The organism is Pseudoalteromonas sp. NZS71 (assembly GCF_015864715.1).
Taxonomy (GTDB): domain Bacteria; phylum Pseudomonadota; class Gammaproteobacteria; order Enterobacterales; family Alteromonadaceae; genus Pseudoalteromonas; species Pseudoalteromonas arctica.
In genome coordinates, this window is the sequence record NZ_JADYWS010000029.1 from 1 (window position 1) to 17161 (window position 17161).

15 protein-coding genes and 1 pseudogene are annotated in these 17161 nt (G+C 39.7%); 9 read left to right on the forward strand and 7 right to left on the reverse strand.

Annotation, left to right across the window (positions count from 1 at the left end):
• Positions 1-70: 70 nt before the first annotated feature.
• The 4 genes and pseudogenes from I6E85_RS16890 to I6E85_RS16905 all read left to right on the forward strand — a co-directional run.
• Positions 71-2146: pseudogene (locus tag I6E85_RS16890) on the forward strand (methyl-accepting chemotaxis protein); the annotation flags it as partial.
• Between the two features lie 79 nt (positions 2147-2225).
• A complete protein-coding gene (locus I6E85_RS16895) occupies positions 2226-3056 on the forward strand; it encodes a protein-glutamate O-methyltransferase CheR (protein ID WP_024608681.1) in 831 nt (276 codons plus the stop codon).
• Complete coding sequence (gene cheD, locus I6E85_RS16900; protein WP_039489124.1) at positions 3040-3657, forward strand: chemoreceptor glutamine deamidase CheD; 618 nt, start codon at positions 3040-3042, stop codon at positions 3655-3657. Before I6E85_RS16895 ends, cheD begins: the two co-directional genes overlap by 17 nt.
• Positions 3658-3665: 8 nt before the next feature.
• On the forward strand, positions 3666-4697 hold the full coding sequence (locus I6E85_RS16905) for a chemotaxis response regulator protein-glutamate methylesterase (protein ID WP_101216093.1): 1032 nt from the start codon (positions 3666-3668) through the stop codon (positions 4695-4697).
• Here I6E85_RS16905 and I6E85_RS16910 read toward each other — a convergent pair.
• Positions 4687-5724 (reverse strand): polysaccharide deacetylase family protein, encoded by a 1038-nt coding sequence (locus I6E85_RS16910; RefSeq protein WP_101216103.1) that lies wholly within the window; start codon positions 5722-5724, stop codon positions 4687-4689. The genes I6E85_RS16905 and I6E85_RS16910 overlap by 11 nt on opposite strands.
• Here I6E85_RS16910 and I6E85_RS16915 point away from each other — a divergent pair.
• Positions 5704-7038 carry an MATE family efflux transporter gene (locus tag I6E85_RS16915; RefSeq protein WP_269435604.1) on the forward strand — a complete coding sequence of 445 codons (1335 nt, stop codon included), beginning with the start codon at positions 5704-5706 and terminating at the stop codon, positions 7036-7038. The genes I6E85_RS16910 and I6E85_RS16915 overlap by 21 nt on opposite strands.
• Before the next feature lie 14 nt (positions 7039-7052).
• Here the strand turns inward: I6E85_RS16915 and I6E85_RS16920 are convergent, their stop codons facing one another.
• Together I6E85_RS16920 and nfuA are read right to left on the reverse strand one after the other, a co-directional pair.
• Complete coding sequence (locus tag I6E85_RS16920) at positions 7053-7322, reverse strand: hypothetical protein (protein WP_197237174.1); 270 nt, start codon at positions 7320-7322, stop codon at positions 7053-7055.
• A 9-nt stretch (positions 7323-7331) separates the two neighbouring features.
• Positions 7332-7907, reverse strand: coding sequence for a Fe-S biogenesis protein NfuA (nfuA, locus tag I6E85_RS16925; protein ID WP_007584966.1), 576 nt, complete (start codon positions 7905-7907; stop codon positions 7332-7334).
• Positions 7908-8053: 146 nt separating this feature from the next.
• On the opposite strand from nfuA, the gene I6E85_RS16930 reads away from it, so the two are divergent.
• Positions 8054-10603: a M14 family zinc carboxypeptidase gene (locus I6E85_RS16930; RefSeq protein WP_197237175.1), complete on the forward strand. Its 2550-nt coding sequence runs from the start codon at positions 8054-8056 to the stop codon at positions 10601-10603.
• A 223-nt stretch (positions 10604-10826) separates the two neighbouring features.
• Here the strand turns inward: I6E85_RS16930 and I6E85_RS16935 are convergent, their stop codons facing one another.
• Complete coding sequence (locus I6E85_RS16935; RefSeq protein WP_010554946.1) at positions 10827-11504, reverse strand: ComF family protein; 678 nt, start codon at positions 11502-11504, stop codon at positions 10827-10829.
• A 74-nt stretch (positions 11505-11578) separates the two neighbouring features.
• Between I6E85_RS16935 and bioH the strand changes: the two genes are divergently transcribed.
• The 3 genes from bioH (at position 11579) to I6E85_RS16950 (ending at position 13574) form a co-directional block, all read left to right on the forward strand.
• Positions 11579-12316, forward strand: a complete 738-nt coding sequence (gene bioH / locus I6E85_RS16940; RefSeq protein ID WP_010554945.1) for a pimeloyl-ACP methyl ester esterase BioH — start codon at positions 11579-11581, stop codon at positions 12314-12316.
• A 90-nt stretch (positions 12317-12406) separates the two neighbouring features.
• Positions 12407-12715, forward strand: coding sequence for a hypothetical protein (locus tag I6E85_RS16945; RefSeq protein ID WP_007584971.1), 309 nt, complete (start codon positions 12407-12409; stop codon positions 12713-12715).
• Between the two features lie 4 nt (positions 12716-12719).
• The gene (locus I6E85_RS16950; protein WP_024591681.1) at positions 12720-13574 is read left to right on the forward strand and encodes a putative metalloprotease CJM1_0395 family protein; all 855 of its coding nucleotides are present in this window, start codon (positions 12720-12722) and stop codon (positions 13572-13574) included.
• 72 nt (positions 13575-13646) lie between these two features.
• Here the strand turns inward: I6E85_RS16950 and I6E85_RS16955 are convergent, their stop codons facing one another.
• From I6E85_RS16955 to I6E85_RS16965, 3 genes are all read right to left on the reverse strand, one after another.
• Positions 13647-15974 carry a Tex family protein gene (locus tag I6E85_RS16955; RefSeq protein WP_024591680.1) on the reverse strand — a complete coding sequence of 776 codons (2328 nt, stop codon included), beginning with the start codon at positions 15972-15974 and terminating at the stop codon, positions 13647-13649.
• A 168-nt stretch (positions 15975-16142) separates the two neighbouring features.
• Entirely contained in the window at positions 16143-16724 is a 582-nt protein-coding gene (locus tag I6E85_RS16960; protein WP_007584976.1) for a CBS domain-containing protein, read from the reverse strand.
• Between the two features lie 50 nt (positions 16725-16774).
• On the reverse strand, positions 16775-17086 hold the full coding sequence (locus I6E85_RS16965) for a hypothetical protein (protein ID WP_007584977.1): 312 nt from the start codon (positions 17084-17086) through the stop codon (positions 16775-16777).
• Positions 17087-17161 lie beyond the last annotated feature (75 nt).

A 17161-nucleotide genomic window follows, 5' to 3' on the forward strand; every position in this document is an offset into this window, starting at 1 on the left:
GGTTCAAGGTTAAAAAGCAATCAATTTGAAATAGTAGAATACGTTCCTAAAAAGAGTAATTCTACAACCTCAACGCCTGCGTAATGGCGAGTTTATCTCAGATGAGTTTAAGCGTAATGCAAAAGGTGGAGCTGAGGTATGGATCCAAGCAACTTATAACCCAATTGTTGATGAGCAAGGGCAAGTATTAAAAGTAGTTAAGTTTGCCACCGACGTGACCGAGCAAAAGTTAATAGCAGCAGAAGCTTCAGGGCAAATTAGTGCTATAAGTAAATCTCAAGCGGTTATCGAGTTTAATTTAGATGGCACTATTATTGATGCGAATGATAACTTTTTAAATGCACTTGGTTATCAACTTAGCGAGATCAAAGGTCAGCACCATAGGCTTTTTATTGAACCCGAACATGCAAATAGTATCGAATATAAAGAGTTTTGGGCCAAACTAGGTCGCGGTGAATTTGATTCAGGGGAATATTTAAGAATAGGGAAGCAGGGTCAGGAGGTTTGGATTCAAGCATCTTATAACCCAATTTATGATATGAACGGCAAGCCGTTTAAAGTGATTAAATACGCATCTGATATTACTGAACAAAAAGAGCTTGAAAAAGCATCTCGCAAAGCAGCCGATTTAGCAAATGCGCTTAAAGTTTGCCAAGCGAACGTAATGATTGCTGATGAAGACCTTAATATAGTATTTGTGAACGATCGTGTTCAGCAAATGCTAAAAGTCCGTGAAAAAGAATTACAAACTGTATTACCAAGCTTTTCTGTTGATAATTTAATTGGCACCTGTGTTGATGATTTTCATAAGCACCCTAATCATCAGCGCGATTTATTAAAAAATCTCGATAAGCCTCATAAAGCCGAATTACTTTTAGCAGGTGTCACTTTTACCTTGATTGCTTCACCTTGGATTAGCCAAGATGGAAAGCATTTAGGCACCATTGTTGAGTGGGAAGATAGGACCAATGAGGTTGCGCTTGAAAAAGAAATAGCCGAACTTATTAGCGCTGCAGGTAATGGCGAATTAGATACAAGAGTCGCGGAAGAAGGCAAGGAAGGATTCTTTTTACGTTTGGCTCAAGGTCTAAATAGCTTAGTTAAAATAGTTGATGATGCAGTTGCTGACACTGGCAGTATGCTCGATGCGATGGCAAATGGTGATTTATCAAAACGAGTTGAAAAAGAATATAGAGGCTCATTTGATAAACTCAAACGCGATGCTAATGCTACGGCAGATAAGTTAACGGAAGTGATTAATCGCATTAATTCATCGGCAACGCTTGTAGCCAGTGGTGCAGAGGAAATCTCTCAAGGTAATGCTGATTTAAGCCAACGTACAGAAGAGCAAGCTTCGTCACTTGAAGAAACAGCGTCGAGCATGGAAGAGATGACTAGCACCGTTCGCCAAAATGCTGATAACGCAAAAGTGGCAAACGATTTAGCAGAAGAAACATGCGAAAAGGCGATTCAAGGTGGTGAGGTTGTAAATAGAGCAGTTACGAGCATGTCGGCAATTAATGAGTCGAGCAAGAAAATTGCAGATATTATTGGTGTCATTGACGAAATAGCATTTCAAACTAACTTATTAGCGCTTAATGCTGCAGTAGAGGCTGCAAGGGCTGGTGAACAAGGTCGAGGCTTTGCGGTTGTTGCAGGTGAAGTTCGTAATTTAGCACAGCGCTCTGCAGGCGCAGCGAAAGAAATTAAAGAGTTAATAAGAGATAGTGTAGGCAAAGTAGCTGATGGCTCTCAATTAGTTAATGAGTCGGGCGCTACACTTAAAGAGATTGTTGTGTCGGTGCAAAGAGTGACGCAAATGATTTCTGATATTACAGAGGCATCTGAAGAACAAAGTGCGGGTATTGAACAAGTTAATACCGCAATCTCACAAATGGACGAAATGACGCAACAAAATGCCGCCTTAGTAGAGCAAGCCTCTGCCGCTGGCGAGTCTATGGCTGAGCAAGCTAATGAGATGCGCCAACTACTCAACTTTTTCTCAATAGGTCAGCAAGAGATGGCGATGATTTCGCCGACTATGCGCACACCTAAATTATCTCATAAGTCGCAAAGCAGTTTTGTAAGTAATAAACCCAGAGGTGATAACTTTGTAGACTCTGCTGATGAATGGGAAGAATTTTAACAACCAATCTTCTTATATACCTCGCTGAATACATAATCACAGCGAGGTATTATTTGGCAGGCTAAATTGAGAGCGAACAATGAAAGAGTTTTTGTGTACCGACCGCGACTTTAAAGAAATTGCCAGTTTAGTTTATAGCGCATGTGGAATTGTATTAGGTGAGCATAAGCGAGAGATGGTTTATTCACGCTTAGCAAGACGTATTAGAGAGCGAAAACTAACTGACTTTAAAGCCTATTTAGAGTATTTAAATAGCCATAAAGATCAGGAGTTTGATGCCTTTATTAATGCAATAACAACTAACTTAACGTCTTTTTTTCGTGAAATACACCACTTTGAATTTATAAAATCTGAGCTTGTACCTGCTCTCTTAAAGGCAAATAAAAATAGTAAGCGAGTAAGAATCTGGTCTGCAGGTTGCTCAACAGGAGAAGAGCCTTACAGTTTGGCGATGACTTTAAATAATGCATTTCCAAGCAATTGGGATGTAAAAATACTAGCAACCGATTTAGATTCTAATGTATTGGCAAAAGCACAAAAGGGTATTTACACCGCAGCGAATGTTAACGGCTTAGATGACGTGCAACTTAAGCGTTGGTTTTTAAAAAGTAAAGACGGTGAAAACTATAAAGTTAAAGATAGACTAAAAGAGTCTATTTCATTCAAGCGTTTAAACTTATTGCAAGATTGGCCAATGAAAGGATCATTTGATCTTATTTTATGTCGTAATGTTGTTATTTACTTTGATAAAGAAACAAAAGATCAGCTTTTTAAACGTTACGCCAATATATTAAATGAACAAGGTTATTTGTTTTTAGGTCACTCAGAAAGTATGGGAAAAGAGCATGCGCAATTTAAAAATTTAGGGAAAACTATGTACGAAAAGGGACAAAATGCACGCAGAGTTTAGGCCGGTATTACCTAACTTTGAACATATTAAACGATATTGGGACTCGGGCCGAGGTAGCGTTGTTGCTAAAGTGCTTCCGGGTGAGTTTTATGTTTCTAAAAATAATGAGCTGATCTCTACAGTTCTGGGTTCGTGTATTGCGGCTTGTGTTTACGATGAAGTACTAGGGATTGGGGGCATGAATCACTTTATGTTACCAATTCAAAAGGGAGTAGAACTTAAGAATGCGCATAGTTTAAGTTGTCGGTACGGTAATTGGGCTATGGAGTATCTTATAAACGAAGTTTTAAAAAATGGTGCGTCTCGCTGTAACCTAAAAGTAAAACTTTTTGGTGGGGGTAAAATTATTAGTGCGATGACTGATATAGGGCTGGGTAATATTAGTTTTGCAGCGGCGTATATTAAAGAAGAGGCATTAAATCTAGTTGCCCACGATATGGGTGGACCATGGCCACGAAAAATATTTTTTCATCCGAACACCGGTAAAGTTCATATGAAAAAACTTAAAAACCTACATAATAATACGATTGAAAAACGCGAAGTCCGTTACTTACAAAACCTTAAAAAGCAAGAAGTAGTAACTGATATAGAGCTGTTTTAGGAGTATGCATGATTAAAGTATTAATAATTGACGACTCCCCCTTAATTAGGCGTTTACTCACTGAAATATTACAGCAAGCTAAAGATATTACGGTAGTGGGGAGCGCTGAGGATCCCTACGAAGCTCGCGAAATGATAAAAAAGTTAAATCCTGATGTATTAACGCTCGACGTAGAAATGCCAAAAATGGATGGCATTAGTTTTTTAAAAAACTTAATGCGATTAAGACCAATGCCAGTAGTGATGATTTCAACACTGACCCAAAAAGGCTCTCCTATTACACTCGAGGCACTCGAATTAGGGGCTATTGATTTTATAGCTAAGCCTACTAACAACGTAGGAGAGCAATTGAGTCAATATGCATCACTTGTTCAACAAAAGGTGCGAATAGCTGCTGGAGCAAGAGTAAGAAGCTATAAAAAAACGGTCGTCACAAATGAGCCTATTAATACCCATTCTCAATTTTTACTTAATAAAGTAATTGCGATAGGTGCTTCAACGGGTGGTACTGAGGCTATCAAAGAAGTACTTATTAAAATGCCACAAAATTGCCCGCCCATTGTAATTACTCAGCATATTCCTCCTGTGTTTAGCGCCTCATTTGCAGAGCGAATGAATCGTACATGCACGATAAATGTGAAAGAGGCTGAACATGGCGATAAGCTTAGCACTGGCTGGGCTTATATAGCACCAGGTGGTTTTCATTTAAGTATTAAAAAGCGAGGTGTTAGCTTGTATTGCCAGCTTGATGATGGCGAGCCGGTCAACAGACATAAACCTGCGGTAGATGTGCTGTTTAACTCATTAGTTGAGACAGGAGCTAAAAACGTAGTTGCAGCCATACTAACAGGGATGGGGAGTGATGGCGCAAAAGGGTTACTTGCACTAAAACAAAACGGTGCGTATACCTTGGCTCAAGATGAGTACTCATCGGTGGTATGGGGTATGCCTAAGGCTGCCGCTGAGTTAAATGCAGCGGACGAGATAGTTGCGCTGGATAAAATAACCCAGCGACTATTACATCAGGCAGTTAAGGTTTAGGCGCTTCAATTACCCAAGGCTGCGAAAACCAAAAGTAATCACCAGGGCTTGAAATAGAAGGGGCCGTGCAATTAAAACGAGAACGCCCTTTATTAAGCACCTTTGGTGAGGTTATTTCGACTGTATTTTTATTTACCCATTTTAAATCTGCTTGGCCTACGCTTGATACGTAACAGGCAAATTGGCTTTTATGAAAATCACCCATTTTAAATTCAATTGTGAGCGTGGGTGGATTTTGTTGTGTAACGCTATCTTGATAAGTTAAATTGGTGATATTAAACGCGCGTGAGTTAAGCTTAGTAATAAGAGTTTCTAGTTTGCTGTAAAAGCCTGATGCAGGAAAACGCGGTAAGCGGCTAAAATTAGAGTCTTTATTTACAGCGCCGGAGTGCTGACCAATACCCACAAAACCAAGCTCTGTCACAAGTGCTTGCAGCTCGTTATTAAACTCACCATACGGGTATGCTAAGTATTTATAGTCGTGGCCTATTTCTTCTTTTATACGCTTTTGAGAGCTAAGAATATCTTGCTTAATACGTGATTGCCATTGTGCATCGGTTTCGTTTTCAAGCTTAAGGTGTAAGTAATCATGTTGTCCGCTATGATTGGCTATTAATGCCCCTTTTTTAGATAATTCTTTGAGCTTATCCCACCCCATTACGTAGCTCATGCCCTCGTCTATTAATTTAGGATTTACAAAGATAGTGTACGGGTAGCCAAACTTTTCTAAAATAGGCGCCGCTTGTTCATAGTTATTGTTATAACCATCATCAAAGGTGATGGCGACAGTTTTATCAGGTAAGGTTTCACCTTGCTGAAGTGCGCTTATTAAGTCATTAAGAGGAATAACGTTAAAGTTGTGCTCTTTTAAATAGCTCAAATGTTTAGTGAATGTATTGGCGCTAACGCTCGTTACAGCGGGTAGGGTTTCACTAACATGATGATACTGTAAAATAACGGCTGCTTGAGCCCGCACAGATACACTAATGAGGATAAATAATACTAAATGAAACAATTTCTTATACATAATAAGGCACACCATAAAAGCTTGCTGTTGTTAGCGGGTCCGATGATACTATCAAATATCACAGTGCCGTTGTTAGGAATTGTTGATACCGCTGTAATTGGGCACTTAGGAAGCGCTCATTACTTAGCGGGTATTGCCCTTGGCTCTGCAGTTATATCTATTTTATTTTGGCTTGCTGGTTTTTTAAGAATGAGTACCACGGGGCTCGTGGCACAAGCATACGGAAAAAAGGATTTAACCCAACTTGCCGCTTTACTTAAACGAAGCCTATTGCTTGCAAGCGCAGTGGCCGTGCTATTAATTGTGTTATCCCCATTAATAAAGCACGCTATTGCTTATCTCTCCGCCGCCAATAGCGATGTACTTATCCAAGCGTATCAGTATTTTAGCATTCGTATTTTTAGTGCTCCAGCAGCATTGTGTAATTTAGTGTTACTGGGTTGGATGCTTGGTGTACATTATGGTCGAGGCCCATTTTATTTATTACTCGTCACTAATATCGTTAATATAGTACTCGATATTTATTTTGTTGTTTATTTAGATTGGGCAGTTGCAGGCGCTGCGTGGGCTTCACTTATTGCTGATTATACGGCTTTAGTATTTGCACTGTTTTTAGTGGTTAAACTAGCTAAAAAACAAGACATTGATCTAAATGTACCGAATTGGTTGAGTATTAGCAAAATGGCTGAATTATTGAGTTTGAATAGAGATATATTTATTCGCTCTTTAATACTGCAATTATGCTTTAGTTTTATGACGTTTTACGCAGCGCGTATAGGCGAAACCACATTAGCTGCTAATGCTGTTTTACTTAACTTTCTAATGTTGGTGAGTTTTGCTCTTGATGGCGTTGCTTACGCGTCTGAGGCAAAAGTAGGGCAAGCTAAAGGCCAAGGAAGCGTTAAAAATATAGAGCTTTGGGTTAAAATAAGTGTATTTTGGGGCATGCTTTTTGGCGTCTTATATAGCGCTTTTTTTGCATTATTTGGCAGCGGTATAATCAAGCTTTTAACCAATGTGCCAGAGGTTATTCAAGAGGCAACACACTATTTACCATGGCTAATAGTGTTGCCTATTTTGGCCATGAGTTGCTTTTTGTTTGATGGTGTTTTTGTAGGGCTTACGCGAGCAAAGAACATGCGTAACAGTATGATACTTTCAGCTGGAGTTGGCTTTTTTGGTGTGTTTTGGGTGTTTATAGACTTGCAAAATAACGGGTTATGGCTGGCTATGAGCTGTTTTATGTTAATGCGCGGGGTTACATTAATAATTAAATATCACCACTTAAAAATAAATAATCAGCTATTAGATTAAACTAAATAAATGGTTTATTTCCAGAGATCGGGGTCGTGGTGTTTAGGGCCCATATCTTTTAAAACTTGTGAAAAACGATTAGCAAAAATACCGCAGTAGCCCCAACCGGTAAAAAATAATGCGGGGAGTAAAATTATAACGCCAATTATTTGTAAGCTGTAGTGAGTGTAATACCCAATAGATATGAATATCACGGCTAGCACAAACAGTGCTAAGCCGCGAAAAAAGCGCTTTAAGCTCAGCTTAGGGTTGCTCCCTAAGCGATAAATAAGCTGCTTTAGCATTTACAAGGCCTAATAGTAAGAGTGATCGCCCGCTTCGTGCTCTGTTATATCAGCAACACCGGTGATTTCTTCAAACTTAGCTATCATTTCTTTTTCAATGCCTTCTTTTAGCGTTACATCGATCATAGAACAACCGTTACAACCACCACCAAACTGAAGTATAGCTATACCTGCAGCTGTAATTTCAACAAGGCTTACTTGACCACCGTGGTTAGCAAGTTGTGGATTTACTTCGGTTTCTAGCATGTGCTGTACACGTTCGTTTAACGATGCATCGTTACCTATTTTACGTGCCTTTGCATTTGGTGCTTTTAGCGTTAACTGAGTACCCATTTTGTCGGTAACAAAATCAATTTCAGCTTCTTCTAAAAATGGAGCACTTTCTGCATCTACAACGGCATCAAAACCGTTAAAGTTTAGGCGAATATCGCTCGCTTCTACAGCGTCTTCTGGACAATAAGACACACCACATTCCGCTTGTGATGAACCAGGGTTTACAACAAACACACGAATATTGGTTTGTTGTGATTGATCTGCTAATAGTTTAGCAAAATGCGCTTGCGCTGTTTCGGAAATAGAAATCATAAAACCATCTATACTTGACTAAATTACTCGGATACTGCGTATCATACTCCGCTCATCGTGTTGCGGCTAGTGTTGAGCGTAAAAAGTTGGCATCTATTTTAAGCAATGGTAGCGTGCAAACAACGAACATTTTTTGAGTGATTTATATGCGTTTGGTATTAACATTAATGGTGGTGTTGCTTAGCTTTTCAAGTGTAGCTAAGCCACTTTCGTATTATTTTGAACAAGATGTAAAATTTGACCCTTCAATTCCTACTCCTGAGCAAGTACTCGGTTACGAAGTAGGAGAGTGGCACGTGAGACACGATCAGCTCGTACGTTATATGGAAATACTTGCTGATAAAAGCGACCGTATAAATTTTGAGGTGATTGGCCGCACGCATGAACAACGCCCGTTAGTAATGCTAACAATTACTGCTGCTGATAAGCTATCAAGCATAGAGCAGACACGCCAAGCTCACTTAGCACGCTTAAGTAATAACAGTAGTAAAGCACAAGACGACCCTGCTGTTGTATGGATGGGATACAGTGTGCATGGTAATGAGTCATCAGGTAGTAACTCATCTTTGCTGGTGGCATATTACTTAGCTGCTGCACAAGGTACTGAAATAGATGAGCTATTAAATAACACGGTTATTTTACTCGACCCTTCACTTAATCCTGACGGGCTTGCTCGTTTTGCTAATTGGGCAAACAGTAACCGAGGCATGAACTTATCAAGTGACCCTAAAACCCGTGAACATGTTGAAAACTGGCCAAGTAGTCGTACCAATCATTACTGGTTTGATTTAAATCGTGACTGGTTATTACTACAGCATCCTGAATCGCGTGCGCGTATTGCCAAATTTCATCAGTGGAAACCAAATATTTTAACTGACTTTCATGAAATGGGACCAAACAGCAGTTACTTTTTTCAGCCAGGTGTTCCAAGCCGTAAACACCCAATAACACCTGATGAAAATGTAACGTTAACTAAAGCGATTGCTAACTATCACGCAAAAACGTTAGATAAAAACAACGCACTTTATTTTACTGAAGAAAGCTTTGATGACTTCTATTACGGTAAAGGTTCAACCTATCCCGATGTAAATGGCGGCATAGGCATTTTATTTGAGCAAGCAAGTTCTCGTGGACATATTCAAGACACTATAAATGGACCTTTGAGCTTTCCTTTCACTATTAAAAATCAACTGTTAACGAGTTTATCTACCTTTAAGGCAGCAGTTGATAACCGCCAAGCATTACTTGATTACCAGGCTAAATTTTATAATCAGGCTACTGATTTAGCCAGCGATGAAAGCTTTGAAGGGTATGTTGTTGAAGGTGCAAGCGACAACACCCGTATTATGCACTTTTTAGAATTGTTAAAGCAGCACCAAATTAACGCTTACCCACTTACTAAATCATTAAAAGCAGATGGTAAGAATTTCAGTACACATAGCTATTTTGTACCATTAGCACAACCACAATATCGTTTGGTAAAAGCGATTTTTAGTGAGCAAAAAAACTTTGCCGATAATACTTTTTACGATGTATCTGGCTGGACATTAGCGCATGCGTTTAATTTGCCATTTTCTAAAGTTAAAAGTAGTTGGGGATTAAAAGTTGCTGATAAAGCATGGGAAAAAGTAGCAACCCCATCATTTTCTTCACTCACCGAAGGTTACGCATTTGGTTTTTCGTGGGATGATTATTTAGCACCTAAAATGTTAAATAGCTTATTACAGCAAGGTATAAAAGCACGTGTAGCGCTAAAAGCATTAACGGCTAAATCAACATCAGGAGAAATTAATTTTAAACCTGGAAGTATTATTATACCGGCTGGACTACAAACAAATACAGATTGGATTACCTTGCTAAATAAAGCACAAAATGAGTTTGGTATTGCAATCAAACCTATTACATCAGGCTTAACAAGCAAAGGAGCCGATTTAGGGTCGCGATCAATGGCGGTTGTTAGTGCTCCAAAAGTACTGCTTATTGGCGGGCAAGGCGCAAGCCAGTACGAAGTCGGCGAAGTGTGGTATTACCTAGATCGCTTTGTAGGTGTTGCACCAACAATTGTTGAAATGAACCGCTTTAGTTCACTCGAGTTAAGTGACTACAGTCATATTGTGCTTGCTCATGGCAATTACAATAGCTTATCTGATGCCGACAAAGTGGCTATTAAAAGCTGGGTAAGGAAAGGCGGCGTTATTTGGGGTCACAAAGGCGGCGCTAAATTTTTAGCTGATCAGCAATTACTCAAAGCAAGCTATCTATCACGACAAGATGTAGCAAGTGCATTTAAAACGACAGGTTTAAGTTATGGCGATAAAGATCATTTAGCAGGACGTCAACGCATTGCAGGTGCTATTTTTAATACTAATGTAGATTTAACTCATCCGCTTACATTTTCACTTAAGCGTAATACATTGCCCGTATTCAAAAACAGTACTTGGTTGCTAGAAGCTTCTGATGCTCCGTTCGTAAATGTACTTACCTACACTAAAAATCCATTATTGGCAGGCTTTACCGATGCCGTTAATGTTGAGCAAGTTGCTGGCGGCGCAGGATTAATTGCTCACTCATACGGACGAGGTACAGTGATAGGCATGACCGACGACCCTGTATTTAGAGGTTACTGGTATGGGACTAGTCGACTACTAAGCAACGCTTTATTTTTTGGTCATACGTTTCGTGCAAATGGCGAATAATACCAATTCGCTTAATTAAGTGATCTATTTTGAGGATGGAAAAACGTGTTGATAGCTAGGCAAAAAATTCGCTATTTAGTTGTTCTCGGCAATTGCTCCTGCATTGCTCTACCTTCTGCATCCATGCAGTCGTAAATGAGAATTTTTTAACACAGGCAGCGACACGTTTAGCCCCGCAAAATGATCAAGTATTATTGCGGATTGGTATAATAATTTTTAATAATTAAATAGGCGTTAAGCAAGTTGTAAAAGCCCACACTTGTTTAGCGCCTGCTTGTTTTAGTGCACTAGTAGCTGCGTTTAATGTTGCCCCTGTCGTCATCACATCATCAACAATAGCGACTGTCTTACCGCCCATATCCTCTGTACAAATAAAGGCATTTTTTAAGTTTTTAATACGCTTTGCTTTAGATAGCTCCGACTGGGCTTGTGTTTTTTTATTGCGAATAAGTACGTTACTCACTGATGCGTAATTAGCTAAACATGGTTGCCAAACTTGGCTTACCTGATTAAACCCGCGAGTAATGAATCGGCTTTTATGAAGAGGTAAAATAATAAAGGTATCTGGCAAAGTAGGGCTTTGCTCAAAAAACTGCGTTAATTGTTTTTGTATAACTTGCTGCAATGCCTTTTTATAATGAATTTGATTATTAAATTTTAGCCTTTTAAGCCAATGTTCAAAGGGAGGTTGATAAAAAGCACAGGCAAATAATTTATCAAACTCGCAATTAGGAAACATCTCAACAATATCGGGTCGATGCAGTAAATTCTTATGCTTACTAAAATCAAACAATGGTAAATCTTCAAGGCAATAATCACAAAGCCCTAAAGAGGTCGTAATCGTATTTTGACATTGCACGCAATAAGAGGGAAATAACCAATTTAAAATGGCTTGTTTCACTGACTCGCTCCTTGCATTGCAATCGCCTTTTTAAACGTTATGATGAGCCTAAGTTTGGTAAAGGTTAGGCAAATATGCAAAATGAGTTAGTGTTATTACATGGTTGGGGAATGAATCAGGGCGTATGGCAGTTAGTACAGCCAGAACTTGAGTTTTTATATTCAGGAAGTGTACGTAGCCTTGACCTACCTGGGTTTGGCAATAGCCATGTTTGCCCAAGCCCTTATACTTTGCATGATGCAGCAGAAACTTTAAGTAAGCAGTTAAAGCCGAAGACCATTTTAATGGGGTGGTCGTTAGGTGGATTATTTGCACTTTATATTGCTAAGCATTGGCCTGAAAAAGTATCAAAAGTTATTTTAATTGCATCGACTCCTTTTTTTGCGGAGGCAGATAATTGGCCCGGAATAAAAGCGAATGTATTGGCGCAGTTTAAAGAGCAGTTAGTTAATCATCGAGAAAAAACAATAGAGCGCTTCTTAGCTATTCAAGCGATGGGTAGCGAGTCGGCGCGTGATGATATAAAGCTGCTTAAACAATTACTAAATCAGTACAGCGCACCACAAAGCGACGCCCTGAGTGCTGGTTTAGATATTTTACAAAACGACGATTTACGTGATTTATTTGCTCATTGCCCAGTACCTATCAAAGGAGTATTTGGCCGACTTGATGCCTTAGTGCCTTATAAAGCAATTAGTGAAATGTCAGTACTAAATACTGAGTTTGAATACGAGGTGCTAGATAAAGCGTCGCACGCGCCATTTATTTCTCATAAAAGTGAGTTTTTATCTGTCGTTAAATCAATGCTTTAAAATAGAGCTAAGAATAGCGCTGTTTAAAGCTTTATTTTGAGCAGAACCTGAGCGATAATTAAACAATGTTTATTTGGTGGAGGTTTTAATATGCCAATAGGATCTGTATTTAATAGTGGTGTAGAAGGGTTTAATCGAGCTAGCCAAGGTATTGAAAAGGCCAGTGCTGAGATTAACCGTGCCAGTATAGAACAGCAAGATGACGCGCAATTAGCGCAGCAACGTCAGCTTACAGCAGCACGCCCTGAAGAAGCTATTACTGCACCTGTAGCACAGCCTGCTCGTGTTGATGAAGCGCTTGTTAACTTAAAAGTTGAAGAGTTTAATGCCAAGGCAAATACGCAATCAATTCAAACGGCCGATGATGTACTTGGCACGTTAATCGATATTAAAGTTTAGTATTATGAATATTGTCACGCCATTTCCGTCTATCAATATAAACACTGCAAATGTTTATACGGAAACTGCACGGCGTGACAACCAACTACGCGAAGTTATTCCTGCTCCCGCATCTAGTAGCGCAAGCAATACAGAAACCAAAGCGCAAAGTGATTCTGAAAAAGCAAAATTACCAGGCAGTAGCGATGATGCGACGTATAACGCAACGGGAAAAATAGCAGACGAAAAGTCAGTTCAGCAGCGCGATGGAAACTCAGAAAACCCTGAGGGCTCTGAGGAAGAAAGTGAAGCAATCGAGAAAAAAGAATCTGAGCAAGAAGAGCTGCAATTAGAACAAGAACAACAACAAATTACAGAGCTAAAAGCACGAGATACTGAAGTACGAATACACGAGCAAGCGCACGCTTCTGTAGGTGGGCAACATGCTGGCTCGCCAAGCTATGAGTATCAACGTGGCCCAGATGGTACTAACTACGCAGTTGGCGGAGAAGTACAAATAGATGTGTCAGAAATTCCGGGTGACCCGCAAGCGACTATAGACAAAATGCAAACGGTACGCGCTGCCGCATTAGCGCCTGCAGAGCCTTCGGGAGCTGATCGCTCTATTGCTGCAGATGCTACGCAAAAGCTAGCAGCGGCTCAGGCTGAGCTTGCACAACCTGAAAAAGAAGACGACGAAGACGCAAAAAGTAAACTTGAAGCGTCATTCTCTAGCGATGAAAGCAGCGATACAAAAACAGCTAAAAGTGACGAGCAAACACGTGATGCCGATGTTGAGGCACGGGCGGGGCGTATTGCTAACTTTTATCAAATGGCTACATCGCCAGCGAGCCAAAGTAGTTTTTCAGCGTTAAGTTAATAATTTAGTAAAACGTAACCACAAAAAAACCGCTTACGCGGTTTTTTTCGTTTTAGCTTAGCTGTACAAGTATTATTTTTTCACTTTAGCATTAGCGAACGCATCGGCAAATGCATTACCCATTAACGCATTGCCATTGTCACGTTTAGGCTTTGCAGCGCGAGGTTGCGAATTATTAGCACGTGTTTGTGGCTTTTGCGTAGCTGGCGCTGCTGACTTATTACTTGTGTCAATGTCGTCATCTAAGCGCATAGTAAAGCTTATGCGCTTACGTGCAGCGTCTACTTCAACAACTTTAACCTTTACAATATCACCAGCTTTAACAACTTCACGCGGATCTGATATAAACTTATTCGTGATTGCTGAAATATGCACTAAACCATCTTGGTGTACACCTACATCAACAAACGCACCAAAGTTAGCAACGTTTGAAACCACGCCTTCTAAAATCATACCTGGTTTTAGGTCACTAATTTTTTCAACACCGGCTTTAAACTCAGCTGTTTTAAATTCAGGGCGAGGATCTCGACCTGGTTTATCAAGCTCAGTAATAATGTCGGTAACGGTTGGTAAGCCAAACTTTTCGTCAGTGTAATCATTAGCAGCAAGTTTAGTTAAAAAGTCGCTGTTACCAATTAGGTTACTGACATCTACGCTATTGCGTTCACAAATACGTTTAACAACAGGGTAAGCTTCAGGGTGAACTGATGAGTTATCTAGTGGATCGCTACCATTGTTAATACGTAAAAAACCAGCCGCTTGTTCAAATGCTTTTGGCCCTAAACGCTCAACCTTTTTAAGCTCACTACGTTTAGTAAATGTGCCGTTAGCATCGCGATAATTAACGATATTTTGCGCTAATGTTTTGTTCAAACCAGATACGCGTGTAAGTAGCGGTACCGATGCCATGTTTAAATCTACGCCTACTGAGTTTACACAGTCTTCAACTACTGAAATAAGGCTTTGGCCTAATTGGCTTTGCGATACATCGTGTTGGTATTGGCCAACACCAATTGATTTTGGCTCAATTTTAACAAGTTCAGCAAGAGGATCTTGAAGGCGGCGCGCAATAGAGACAGCCCCTCGTATAGAAACATCTAAATCTGGGAATTCATTAGCTGCAAATTCAGAAGCTGAGTAAACCGATGCACCCGCTTCGCTAACCATAATTTTACTAAGCTTAAGTTCGCTGTTTGCTTTCATAAGCTCAGCAACCAACTTATCTGATTCGCGTGATGCAGTACCGTTACCAATCGCAATTAGCTCAACTTTATGCTGACGACAAAGTTGCTCTAACGTACGCACTGATTTATCCCAATGATTTTGTGGTGCATGAGGGAAAATAGTTTGTGTAGCTAGTAATTTACCTGTGCTATCAACAACGGCAATCTTACAGCCAGTACGAAGGCCTGGATCAAGACCTAAAGTAGTACGGGGGCCTGCAGGTGCTGCCATTAATAAATCTTTTAAGTTTTTAGCAAATACGTCGATTGCACCAGCTTCTGCTTTTTCGCGCATTGCTGCAAAAAATTCATTCTCTAGGTGTAATCCTAACTTAATTTTCCACGCCCATTGCACAACGTTTAATAACCAAGGACTTGCCGCTTTATATTTAATATCTAAACGGTAATGGTCAGCAATCATGTTGGCACATAGTTGCGCTGAATTTTCAGCGCTAGGCTCTGGATTAACATTTAACTGAAGTACACCTTCATTTCGGGCTCTAAGCATAGCAAGCGCACGGTGAGAAGGTACTTTTTTGAGAAGTTCTTGATGCTCGAAGTAGTCACGGTATTTTGCACCCGCTTGCTCTTGACCTTTAATTACAGTGCTTTCAATTGCGCCGTTTTGACTAATGTGGCTTCTAAATTTAGCAAGTAATTTTGCGTCTTCAGCAAAGCGCTCCATCAAGATAAATTTAGCGCCTTCGAGTACCGCTTTTGTATCTGCAAAGCCTTTTTCAGCACTTACAAACTGCTCTGCTTGTTGCTCTGGGTCAAGGTTAGCATCTTTAAATAGTGCATCTGCAAGTGGCTCTAAACCAGCTTCAATTGCTATTTGGCCTTTAGTACGGCGCTTAGCTTTATAAGGTAGGTATAAATCTTCAAGTTCAGTTTTACTTTGTGCATTAGTTATATCGGCACTTAGCTCTGGCGTTAATTTATTTTGCGATTCGATGGTCGATAAAATAAAACTACGGCGCTCTTCTAGTTCACGTAAATACGATAAACGCTGCTCTAAAAGGCGTAATTGGGTGTCGTCTAGGCCGCCGGTAACTTCTTTTCTGTAGCGGGCAATAAAAGGAACAGTTGCGCCTTCATCAAGTAATTTTGTAGCTGCAACAACCTGTTGCTGCTGTGCGTTTAACTCACCGGCTAAACGTGCAGAGATATCGCTCATGCAAAAACCTTTTTATACAATAAAATAAGACCAGAAGCGTGTTACTGGCGCCGTTAATTGCTTGAATAATATCACAGGAGGTAGTAATAAAAAGCTCTTAAAGCAAGCTATTTCACTTGCTTTAAGATGGTTGGGAAGGGAGTAAATCAATTCAACTAAAAGAGCGCCCTAGTGAGGATGCTCAATGTTTTCTAATACTTCACTGAAAGAGTGAGCAATAGGGCTAATATGTAGTGGAATATGTAATGTTTTAGCTATTTGGCGAGCTGAAATTAAACCACAAATTTCGCTACTTGCTGTTGTTACTAATAAAAACATTACACCTTGATGCTCCATTGTTTGCAGCGCATCACCAATACATGCATAGCTTAAACTTTGCATGCTTACACCTGTAAGTCGGCTAATTGGCGTCATAATATCGCGCAAGCTTACTTCACTTCGTGGGGTATTTAAACGCTCTGCAATAATAGTAATTTTAGAGCTTTGTAAATCGGCGCTAGAAACAAGACCAATCAATTTTTGGTTCTCGTCGGTTACTAAAACAAAATCAGATTGTTGTGCACTAACTTGTTTAAGTGCATCTGTAATCGTTGTTGTATGCTCTGCACGAATAGGCGTTTTTTGAGTAAAGTTATTTACCATTTTTAGCGCTGGAGATGATAAATCAATCAATGGTTGGTCATCTGCAAATGTGCTTGCAATAACGCCGTGAGAAACATTTAGAGTACGTAATTCTTTAAAGTTAGACATAGTAGTCACCTTAGTAGTTATAAAATTTAATTAAGTTGTAAAATAATGAATTAAATTAAATAGCTAGGTGGTCCGCGTTGGTACGCAGTGCTAAAAGGTCTGTTTAGATTGGTGCTCTTATAAAAAGAATCTACGACATTAGGAAGTGGTTGAGGCGACCTAAAGGTAATAGTATTAACGTGAGAGTCTACGTCAAAATCGAGGTTTGCTTGGTCAGGAATGTCACAAGCAATAAAGTGATTAGATAGTTTAGCGTTATCAAGGTTTACTTCAGTGTTACTGGCATGCAGCGTCAAACTTACACTCATTAAAAGTGCAAACAATACGGCATTATTTAATATGCGCTGTACTATGTTTGACATAATCACGACCTTAATTAACTGCTTTCAAATTAAACAAATCAACTTGAATAATTCAGTTATAGCTTATTGCTTTAA

Coding starts and splice junctions, on each gene's coding strand:
- I6E85_RS16965 (WP_007584977.1), bottom strand. CDS start 17,086: ATGTCAAACATAGTACAGCGCATATTAAATAATGCCGTATTGTTTGCA.
- I6E85_RS16905 (WP_101216093.1), top strand. CDS start 3,666: ATGATTAAAGTATTAATAATTGACGACTCCCCCTTAATTAGGCGTTTA.
- I6E85_RS16960 (WP_007584976.1), bottom strand. CDS start 16,724: ATGTCTAACTTTAAAGAATTACGTACTCTAAATGTTTCTCACGGCGTT.
- I6E85_RS16910 (WP_101216103.1), bottom strand. CDS start 5,724: ATGTATAAGAAATTGTTTCATTTAGTATTATTTATCCTCATTAGTGTA.
- I6E85_RS16920 (WP_197237174.1), bottom strand. CDS start 7,322: ATGCTAAAGCAGCTTATTTATCGCTTAGGGAGCAACCCTAAGCTGAGC.
- nfuA (WP_007584966.1), bottom strand. CDS start 7,907: ATGATTTCTATTTCCGAAACAGCGCAAGCGCATTTTGCTAAACTATTA.
- cheD (WP_039489124.1), top strand. CDS start 3,040: ATGCACGCAGAGTTTAGGCCGGTATTACCTAACTTTGAACATATTAAA.
- I6E85_RS16915 (WP_269435604.1), top strand. CDS start 5,704: ATGAAACAATTTCTTATACATAATAAGGCACACCATAAAAGCTTGCTG.
- I6E85_RS16895 (WP_024608681.1), top strand. CDS start 2,226: ATGAAAGAGTTTTTGTGTACCGACCGCGACTTTAAAGAAATTGCCAGT.
- I6E85_RS16950 (WP_024591681.1), top strand. CDS start 12,720: ATGAATATTGTCACGCCATTTCCGTCTATCAATATAAACACTGCAAAT.
- I6E85_RS16945 (WP_007584971.1), top strand. CDS start 12,407: ATGCCAATAGGATCTGTATTTAATAGTGGTGTAGAAGGGTTTAATCGA.
- I6E85_RS16930 (WP_197237175.1), top strand. CDS start 8,054: ATGCGTTTGGTATTAACATTAATGGTGGTGTTGCTTAGCTTTTCAAGT.
- I6E85_RS16955 (WP_024591680.1), bottom strand. CDS start 15,974: ATGAGCGATATCTCTGCACGTTTAGCCGGTGAGTTAAACGCACAGCAG.
- bioH (WP_010554945.1), top strand. CDS start 11,579: ATGCAAAATGAGTTAGTGTTATTACATGGTTGGGGAATGAATCAGGGC.